Genomic DNA, 10429 nt, shown 5'->3' on the forward strand with positions numbered 1-10429 from the left:
CGTGCTCGCGCTCCTCTACCGAATCGTGACCGGAGTTGTCGCGATCATCGCGTTGCCTTTCGCGGCGTTGGTCGTCGCGACGCGCGGGAGCTGGCGCAAGGGATTTTGCGAGCGGCTCGGGTTCGTGCCGCGCTGCGGGAGGCGCGATCGGGTTCTCGTCCACATGGCGAGCGTCGGCGAGGTCATCACGGCGGCGGGACTGGTCGCCTCACTCTCGAAGCGCCTCGGCGACCAGCGGCTCGTTCTCTCGTGCCTCACGCCGACGGGGTACGACGAATTGCGTCGGCGATTCCCGGATCTCGAAACGCGGTTCTTTCCGGCCGAGGGCGGCTGCATTCCCACCCGCTGGCTTTCGCGGCTGGGAATCTCTCGCGCCATCTTGCTGGAAACCGAACTGTGGCCGGGATTTCTGCTCGCGGCGCGCCGCATGGGCATTTCGGTCGCAATGGTCAACGGGCGAATCTCGGATCGCAGCTTTGGACGTTTCCGTGCCGCGCGAATTGTCTTGAAGCCCTTGCTGCGCGCCTACTCGCTCGCCCTCACGCAAAACGAGTTGTACGCGGAGCGCCTTCGCGCGATCGGCATGCCGTCTAAGCGGTGCTTGGTGACCGGCAACCTGAAGTTCGAGCCGCCACCTGTCGCGGAGACGCCCGTTGAACTCGCGGAAGCTCTGCAAGCGTTCATCGCCGATCGCCGTGCAATCGTCTTCGCCAGCACACATCCGGGTGAGGAGGAGATCGCCATGGACGTGCTCGCTCGGATTCGCCGCGAGGAGGCGGACGTCGTCGGGATCTTCGCGCCGCGCCATCGCGAACGGTTCGACGACGTGTGGAATCTGCTCGCGAGGCTCGATCCGTCCGGTGCACGACGATCCGCGATGCCGGACGATGCGGCGAGCCGCTCCTGGCTCCTGCTCGACACGCACGGCGAACTCGCGCATGTGTACGCGTTTGCGCGCGGGGCGTTCATGGGTGGATCGCTCGTGGCGGTCGGCGGGCACAACATGCTCGAGGCGGCGCGGGCGGGCACGCCCGTGGCGACGGGTCCGCACATGCGGAACTTTGCGCGCGAGATGGAACTGCTCGAAGGCGCGGGCGCGGCGGCGCGCGCGGCGAACGGCGCGGAATTGACGGAGGTTTTGCTTCGGTGGCTACGTCGGCCGGATGATGCGGCGAGGGCGGGTGAGGCCGGTCGTCGGGCGGTCGAGACTGCGCGCGGGTCTTTGGCCCTCACGATGTCACATCTGGAGGCGGCGGGCTTCCTCGGCGAAACTCCGGGCCGAACCGAAGTGAATCACCCCTGAAACCAATGTCCGACGCGCAGTTCGCCAAGGCGGAAAAAGAGTTCTTCGATCGCACCTTCGCGATGAATCCCCTCCTGGCGTCGTATCTGGGCCTGAGCGAGCCTTATAATCGGCTCATGCCGGACGGTGGGCCCCAGGCCGTGCGCGAGAGCGTCGTCGTTCTCAAGGAATATCTGGATTCGGCGAACGCGCTCGACGACCGAGGGCTGTCACCCTCGCGCGCGATCGACAAGGCGGTGATCCGGTACGCGTACGATCTCGCCCGATTCGCGATGGATGATCAGAGGTCGGGTCGCATGAATCCCGACGCCCTCGGTGACTTTCTCGCGGTGTGCTTTCTGACGATCGCTCGCGACGACGCTCCGCCGGCTGAGCGACTGGCGCCGCTGGCCGCTCGGCTGTGGGAACTGCCCGTCTATCTCGAACAGTTTCGCGGTCGAATCGGGGGCGAGCGAATCGCCGTACCGCTATTCGAGGCCGCCGTGGAGACCGCGCGCGCGGCTCCCGGGTTCTTGATGGAGTTGTGCGCGTACGCGGGATCGACCGAGGCGCGTGCCGCCGAGATCTTTGAGCGGTCGTGCCGCAAGGCGACGTCGGCGGTCGAGACGCACCTCCAATGGCTCCACTCGCTCGCCTCGCGGGCGTCGGGCGACGGCGCCATCGGTCGCGACCGATTCAACGAGCTCATCAGCATTCGCCGACTGGGGCTGGACGTCCCGGATATCCTCGACCTCGCGCAGGGTGCGCTTGATCGCGGCAAATCGCGCCTTGCGCAGACGTCGCGAGAACTCGCATCCGGGCTCGGGCCCGCCGATCCGCGCATGCGGCTCCATGACGGCGGGGCGGCCGGGTTTGAGGGTGTGCTCGCCACGGTGCGTCGCCGGGTCGCCGAGGCGCGTCAGTTCGTCGTGGACGAGGACCTCGTCCACATCCCGGACGGCGATGCGGTGGAGGTTGTCGAGACGCCGACGTTCCTGCGCGCGTTCATTCCCTTCGCCGCCGTCTTTCCGCCCGGAAAATTCGATCGAGTGCGTCGCGGTGTATGCATGGTGACGCGACCGCCGGACGATGCGACCCTCGCCGCGCGGTTCTCCGACGGCGAGATCACGAATCTCGTCGCGCACGAGACGTACCCCGGTCACTTTCTCCAGTCGTTCGTCACGGGGTTCGGGTCGAAAACGCGCTGGCTCGTGCAGGCGCCCGAGACCGTGGAAGGGTGGGCGCACTACGCGGAGCAGTTGATGCTGGACCGAGGCTTCCACGATACGGCGGCGGCGCGGCACGCGCAGGCGCGAGCGACGGTCTGGCGGGCGGCGCGAGTGGTCATGGATGTGCGGCTCGCGTGCGGGGAGTGGAGCGACGAAGAGGCGGCGGCGTACATGGCGCGCGAAGCGTCGCTCGATGCCGAAGGGGCGCGGTCCGAAGTGCGCCGCGCGCGACTCCAGCCGGGCCGGCTCCTGTCGTATCTCGTCGGCAAGTGGCTGATCGCGCGGCTTCGCGTCGAGTGTCGTGAGAGTTTGGGAGATCGGTTTTTCGAGCGCGCCTTCCACGACGCCATTTGCGCCAACGGCTATCTTCCCCACGCGCTGCTTCGGCCGGCGACCTTGGATGCGCTCGGGATTCCCGGCGCGTGATCCCGGTCATGTTGAGAGCGAAAAGTCCCGCAAAGTGTCGATTTCCCGTGCAATTCGGCCTGCATCCGGTGTGCGGGGTCACTAGGAAAACCGGGGACCTTTGACTATCATGGTCAAATTCGATTGGTTTCGTCCCCCGGGCGCGCACGCCGCGCCGGACGAGGGTTGCCGGGAGCCATGGCGCGATGAACATCCTGATGCTCCATCCGCACGACATCTACTCGAACTCCGAGCCGTGGACGGTTCGCGTCACCTATCTCGCCACCGAGTTCGTCAAGCGCGGCCACAACGTGCGGTTGCTGTATCACCTGATCGACCCGCGCATGAGCCTCGAAGAGGCGACGGCCCGCCAGGAATTCCCGTTCACGACCATTCCCTCGTACCGCTTTCAAATGGCGCTCGTCGGCAAGATGAAATTCGTCACCGAACTCGCCCGGTGGGCCGACGTCATCCACTTCCAGAAATGCTTTCCGCACGTGTCGATCCCCGCGCTTTGGGCCGGATATCGGCTCGGCAAACCCGTGCATTACGACTGGGACGACTGGGAGTGGGGGATCTACAACTACAATCCGATGAACCGCCTCGTCGGCACCGGCATCCGCGTCTTCGAACGCATGCTGCCTCGCCTGTGCGATTCGGTGAGCGTCGCGTCCGAAGCGCTACGGCGAATGGCGATGGAGCTCGGCGTGCCGGACAATCGCCTGTTCGACGGGCACGTCGGCGGCGACCTCGAGCGCTTCAAGCCCGATAACGACGGCACCCGCGTGCGCGCGGAACACCACATCGAGGGGCCGACGGTCCTTTATCTCGGCCAGCTCCACGGCGCGCAGTACCTCGAACTCTTTCTGCAAGCGGTGAAAATCGTCGTCGACAGCGGACGCACGCCGAATTTCCTGGTGGTCGGCGGCGGCGAGCGGTTCGGCGAACTTTTCCAGCTTGCCGAGACGATCGGCGTGGGTCACCAGGTGATCTTCACCGGGGCGGTGGATCACGACGTGGTGCCCGAGTACGTCGCCGCGGCGGACGTGGCCGTCGCGTGCTTCGCCGACACGGCGCAGGTGGCGACGAAATCCCCGCTGAAAGTCTGCGAATACCTGGCGGCGGGCAAGGCGATCGTCGCGAGCCGCGTCGGCGAGGTGCCGCGCATGATCGGCGACGCGGGGATTCTGGTTCCGCCCGGCGATCCGGCCGCGCTGGCCGAAGGCATCATTCGCCTGCTCGACGACGAGGATCTGCGCAAACGGCTGTCGGCCAAGGCCCGGCGGCGCGCCGAGGACGAATTCAACTGGGGCGCGACCGCGCAGAATTTGTTGACCGCCTACGAGATGATTCTCGACGAATCGCGATGGCTGAACTGGAAGATCGAAAAGGGTCAGGCGCGCACTCCGTTCTTTGTGCAGCCCTCCGGGCCGCCCCGGCCGATCTCGAAAAGCAAATACCTGACGCCGAAGCCCGCGGAAAAGCCGTTGACGCGTTCGGCGACGCCGGCGGCGCCGATGCCGGACGTGAATGTCTCCGCGCCGTCGCCCGTCACCGGGGGATCGCCCGGCACGAACGGCCACGGAGTCCACGCCGCGCCCGAACCGGGTTTTTCGCGCGTGCAGTTCATTTCCGGCGCATCGTCCGTGAGCGCCCAGGGCGGACTCCAGACCGTCGTTGCCGCGTCCCCGGTGGCGATCCCCGAGGACGCGCCCTTCGCCGAGCCCCGGCGGCTGCCGGGCACGCACGAGCGCTCGAACGGAAACGGCAACGGTCACGGGACGAACGGCCTCGCGAAACCCGCCGCGGTCGTGAACGGGAAAACGGAACGACGGCCCTGGGTGCCGAATCCGCCGAAGCCCCCGCACTACCGCCTCGGGCCGCTGTCGCCGCTGCGCCGGTTCGTCGAGGGGAATCTCGACATCGCCGGCGTGCTCGACGGGCGCGTCGCATTCGTCGGCCCGCACACGGTGCAGTTCGATCCCACTGACACCTGTCCCCACGACTGCATCGCGTGCTGGTGCCGCTCGCCGCTGCTCGTCGACAAGACGATGCCGGTCGAGGAGCAGAAGCAGCGCCTCGATTTCGACGTGCTGTGCGACGTGCTCGACGACCTCGTGCGCATGGGAACGAAGGAGATCTACATCGCGGGCGGCGGCGAGCCGATGGCCTACCCCAAGATCCTGCCGCTGTGCGAGCGGATCAAGGAAAAAGGGCTCATCTGCAACATCAACACGAGCTTTCTGAACGTCGGCAAGAAGGTCGCGCACGAACTCGCCCGCATGAAGGTCGACTTCATGACCGTATCGGTGTGGGCGGCGAGCCCCGAGACCTACGTCCTCACGCATCCCAACAAGACCGAGGAATCGTACTGGGACCTGAGGGAATCGCTGACCTATCTCAACGAGGTCAAGGACACGGTTCCCTTCATCAAGACCTACAACGTGCTCACGAACCTGAACTTCCACGAGTTCAAGGCGATGGTCGATTTTGCGATCGACACGAAGTCGGAGAGCGTGGAGTTCACGGTCGTGGACACGATGCCCGGACGCACCGATTCGCTGCTCCTGAATGGCGAACAGCAGCGGTGGCTCTACGAAGAAGCGCTGCGCGTGCGGCGCTGGATCGTGGACGACGAAAAGGAAGCGCGCGTGCAGCTCTACCTATACGACCAGTTCCTGCGACGCGTCTCGGGCGAGCACACGACGGTGGGCGAGCACGACCGGTTGGTGATCGATTCGATGCCGTGCACGGTCGGCTGGAGCTTTTCGCGACTGCTCGCGAATGGCAACGTGAACGGCTGCCTGAAGTCGCACCGCATTCCGCATGGGACTGTGCATGAGCGGAGATTCCAGGACATCTGGACGGGCCGGCATCAGGTCGAGTTTCGCAAAAAGACCAACGTCTTCACGAAATCCGACCCCTGGTTCTCGAACATCGGCAACGATCCCGACGCGAAATGCGGCTGCTACAAATCCTGCGACGATCTGGGTCGCAACGAGCACCTCTGGGGACGCATGCAGGCGATGCCCTGGTACAAACTCGCCGTCCTCAAGGCGGCGCAGCTCTACCTGCGCGCCACGGGGCAGTACCTGAAACCATTCTCCGTCTGACGCCCGCATGAACGACTTTGTTTACCACGACGATCGCGACGGCCGGCGATGGAAGGTCGGCTGGCCCGCGTTTCGCGTCGAGCGCCCGCCGTGCATCGAGGACGAGGTCGCGCGCCTCATCGCCGATCGACGCATCGTCGGCGTGTTCTGGGGTCGAGGCGAGTTCGGTCCGCGCGCGCTCGGCCACCGCTCGATCTTCGCCGATCCTCGGTGGGAGGGCATGCGCGACTACCTCAATGACCGTGTCAAACACCGCCAATGGTTTCGGCCCTTCGCGCCGATCGTGCTCGCGCATCGCGCGCCGGATTGGTTCGATCTGCCCGTCGAGAGCCCGCATATGCTGCTCGTCGGCGACGTGCGCGCGGACAAACGCGCGCTCGTTCCCTCGATCACGCACGTGGATGGCACCGCGCGCGTGCAGACGATCCGCGTGGAGGATTCGCCGCGCGTTTACCGCGTGGTCGAGGCGTTCGAGCGGCTCACCGGTGTGCCGATGATCCTGAATACGAGCTTCAACGATCACGGCGAGCCGATCGTGGAGAAGCCGATCGACGCCTTCGCGTGTTTCGCGCAGACGGAACTCGACGCCCTGGTGATCGGCCCGTGCCTGCTGCAAAAGATCCGCCCGGAGGGCGCGCGATGACGCCGCGCTACGTCATCGGCGCGGTCGTGTCCGATCACGACAGCTCCGTGTGCCTGCTGCGCGACGGCGCGCTCGTGGCGTGCGTGAACGAGGAGCGCCTGTGTCGCGTGCGCAAGGGCGACCGGCGCAATTCGATTCGCCGTGCGCTCACGGCGGTGCTCGCCGAGGCGGGCATTCGCCTCGGCGACGTGTCGGCGATCTTCTGCGACACCGACCACTACTTCGCTCCCGATCACGTGCCGGTGCCGGTCTTCCCCGACTACCCCGATCCCGCGCGCATCTACCAGATCACGCACCACGTCGGCCACGCGGCGAGCGCGTTTTTGCCAAGCCCGTTCGACGAGGCGGCGTTTCTGACAATCGACGCGTCGGGGGGAATCGCGCCGATCGCGGAATCGGAGACCGGCAAGGCGTATTGGAGCATGACGGCGCGCGAGACGGATTTCATGGCGCGCGGATTTCGGGCGGCTCACGTGCATCCGCATCTGACCGAACTGCTCTCCGCGCTTCCCGGCGGGGAGGCGCGCAACTATCCCGCCGAAAGCCTGACCGCGGGGACGGCCCGTCGTGGCGAGGCGATGACCGAATTGTGGGACGACTTCGCGCAGTCGTCTCTCGGGTATTTCTATGCCCAGTGCAGCCACTTCCTCGACATGGAGGAAGGGCACTTCATGGGCCTCGCCAGCTACGGAAAGTCCGGGCCGATGCTGGACGCCATGCGCGAGGTGATTCGCCTCGAAGACGACGGACGCATCCGTATCGACGCGGACATGATGCACTTTTGGCAAGACCGGCACGTGCTCGAGGACCCCGTTTCCATACGTCGCCTTTCGACCGCGTTCATGAAGACCTTCGGGCCGGGGCGCAAGTTCTTCGAGCCTATCACCGAGCGGCACATGGATTTCGCGCACGCCGCGCAGGCGCGCCTCGAAGAGGCGATGGTGCACGTCGCGAAACACCTGCGTCGCGTGAGCGGGATGAAAAACCTCGTGCTCGCGGGCGGCGTGGCGCTCAACTCCGTGGGCAACGGCGTCGTTCTTCGCGAGGCGGGGTTCGACAACATCTTCATCCAGCCCGCCGCGTCGGATGACGGCCTCGCGCTGGGCTTCGCGCTCTTCGGTGACTACGTTCTGGACGAGTGCCGCGACGGCGCGGCATTCCGCATGGGCAGCGCGTTCCTCGGGCCCGACCGTGACGCCGAATGCGCGGCCTTCGTGGAGCAGCTCGAACAGGGGCTCGTCGAGATCGAGTACCTCGATTCGTTGCCGTTCACGTGGCATGTGGACGTGCTGTGGAAAGGGCCGGGCGACCGCGATTTCGAACGTACGCGCATGCGTCATGCGGGAAGCGGCCGGCACGTCGCGCATCTGCCCATCGCGGCGCGGGGCGGTCTCGAATATCACTTCGAGGTTTACGCGGCCTCGCCTGACGACTACGAACGCGCGGCGGTCGAAAACGCAAGTCGTTCGGACGAAGGGTTATCCGCACATCCGAAAAACGGAAATGGTCACGCGGCGGACCCGCGACGACCGACCGATCCCTTCGAGATGTTTCTTTACGATCACCGCGATATCGCGGGAATTCTCGACGGTGAGCGCGCGTTCGTCGGGCCGGAGCAGGTCGTCATCGATCCGACCAACCGCTGCGACAACAACTGCCTCGCGTGCTGGACCTATTCGCCGCTGCTCGGCGACGCCGCCCCGCCGGAAGAGTGGTTCAGGCAGCAGATGTCGCCGGAGCTGATGCACCGGACGATTGAGGAACTCGCGGATTTGGGCACGCGGCGAATTCGGTTCACGGGCGGCGGCGAGCCCTTCGTGCACCCGCAGATGATCGAGTTTCTCGAACACGTCAAATCGCGCGGCATGATCGCGTGCGTGACGACGAACTTCACGGCGCTGACGTCCGAAAAGGTCCGCCGCATGGCGGAAATCGGCGTGGACGAGGTCACGGCGAGCATCTGGGCGGGAACGCCGGACATGTACGCGCGCAGTCATCCGAAAAAGACCGCGCGCACGTTCGAGAAGATCGAGGCGCTGCTCAAGGAATTTACGGCGTCGAAGCCCGGTCACGCGCGGCTGTACGTCGCCAACGTGCTATTCTCGATGAACTACGTCGAGACGCGCGAGATGTACCACCTCGCCAACCGGTGCGGTGCGGACGGCATCTACTTCGCACTCGTCGATTCGGTCGCGACGCGCACCGACGGCCTGTTGCTCACGCCGCCGCACATTCGCGTGCTGCGCGAGCACCTTGCCGAGGTCAAGACGCGCGTGGACGAACTCAACCGCACGCGCGCGGTGCCGTTCGTACTCGACAACTACCACGGCCTGATGCGACGGCTGGAGAGCATCGGCGCGACGCGCGGTGACTACGACGCGCACGCGGTGGACGCGATTCCATGTTACGTCGGGTGGACGTTTTGCCGAATCACGCCGGACGGGCAGGTTGTCCCGTGTTGTCGCGGTGTGGACAAACCGATGGGGAATCTGCACAAACAGACGTTCACCGAGATCTGGGCCGATCACCGTTATCGGGAGTTTCGTCGCATGGCGCTGCGCGAGAAAAAATCGCACCCGTATTTCGCAGAGATCGGCTGCCACCGGACCTGCGACAACCTGATGCACAACGAGACCGAACACGCGCGCTTCACGGCGCTCGGCGCCGAGGAGCGGGAGCACCTGGTGCGTTTTGTCGTGCGGGGCGAAGCGCGATGACGCGGCGCGTACTCATCACCGGCGGCGCGGGCTTCATTGGCCATCATCTCGCGCGGCGCATGCTCAGCGAGGGCTGGGCGGTGACGGTGATCGACAACGAGAGCACCGGTCGGCGCGAGGACGTCCCCGCCGAGTGCCGCTACTTCAAGGGCGACGTGCGAAACACCGACGACCTGCGCGAGGCGTTCGCGGACGCGCCGGACGCCGTTTTCCACATCGCCGGACAGGCGAGCAACATCAAGAGCTTCGATCGCCCGCAGCTCGACATGGACGTCAACGTGATCGGAACGATCAACGTCGTTGAGATGTGCCTGCTGCGTCGCGTGCCCAAGCTCGTGTACGCGGGTTCGATGACCGCGTACGGGCCGATGGCGACGCTGCCCGTGGCGGAAGACGCGGTGCTTGCGCCGATTTCCTACTACGGCATCGGCAAGATGGCGGCGGAGCGATTCGTGCTCGCCACCGCCTTGCGTCGCGATCTCGCCGCGCCCTTCGACGCGACCGTGTTTCGCATGTTCAACGTGTACGGTCCGGGCCAAAGCCTGACCAATCCTTACCAAGGTGTGCTGGCGATTTTCATCGGCCATGTGCTGCGTGGCGAGCCGTGCGTGATCCATGCCGACGGCGCGCAGTCGCGCGACTTCGTCTATATCGACGACGTGACCCGCGCGTGGGCCGCGGCGGCGACGCCGGGTGTGGCTTCGGGCGAGGCGGTCAACCTGGGCTCGGGGCAGGGCATCGCCGTGCGCGATCTGGTCACGCATGTCTGCCGCGTTCTCGGTCATGACGCGGATGCGTATCCGCGAACATTCGAACCGCGTCGACCGGGGGATCAGGATCATACGCGGGCCGACATCCGCAAAGCCGCCGCCGTGCTCGGATGGAAGCCGCAGGTGGGCTTTGAAGAAGGCCTGCGGCGAACGATCGACTGGGCTCGAAACGCCTCGGAACCCGTCGCCTGAACGGCGCGCCGAATCTGGCCAACCTTGTCGCGCGCTGATATAAAATCCCGTTCCACCCCTGCGGGAGTTGTGAGCCGC

At 65.7% G+C, this 10429-nt stretch carries 6 protein-coding genes; all 6 read left to right on the forward strand.

What is annotated here, in order from left to right:
* The first annotated feature begins 1 nt into the window (after position 1).
* On the forward strand, positions 2-1303 hold the full coding sequence (locus IT350_01995; GenBank protein MCC6156795.1) for a hypothetical protein: 1302 nt from the start codon (positions 2-4) through the stop codon (positions 1301-1303).
* Positions 1304-1308: 5 nt separating this feature from the next.
* Positions 1309-2937: a DUF885 domain-containing protein gene (locus tag IT350_02000; GenBank protein ID MCC6156796.1), complete on the forward strand. Its 1629-nt coding sequence runs from the start codon at positions 1309-1311 to the stop codon at positions 2935-2937.
* A gap of 185 nt (positions 2938-3122) precedes the next feature.
* The gene (locus IT350_02005) at positions 3123-6029 is read left to right on the forward strand and encodes a glycosyltransferase (protein ID MCC6156797.1); all 2907 of its coding nucleotides are present in this window, start codon (positions 3123-3125) and stop codon (positions 6027-6029) included.
* 7 nt (positions 6030-6036) lie between these two features.
* Entirely contained in the window at positions 6037-6672 is a 636-nt protein-coding gene (locus IT350_02010; GenBank protein MCC6156798.1) for a hypothetical protein, read from the forward strand.
* Positions 6669-9389 (forward strand): radical SAM protein, encoded by a 2721-nt coding sequence (locus tag IT350_02015; protein ID MCC6156799.1) that lies wholly within the window; start codon positions 6669-6671, stop codon positions 9387-9389. The genes IT350_02010 and IT350_02015 overlap by 4 nt, the downstream gene beginning before the upstream one ends.
* A complete protein-coding gene (locus tag IT350_02020) occupies positions 9386-10351 on the forward strand; it encodes an SDR family NAD(P)-dependent oxidoreductase (protein ID MCC6156800.1) in 966 nt (321 codons plus the stop codon). Before IT350_02015 ends, IT350_02020 begins: the two co-directional genes overlap by 4 nt.
* Positions 10352-10429: the final 78 nt, after the last annotated feature.

Source organism: Deltaproteobacteria bacterium (genome assembly GCA_020845895.1).
Classification (GTDB): domain Bacteria; phylum Lernaellota; class Lernaellaia; order JACKCT01; family JACKCT01; genus JADLEX01.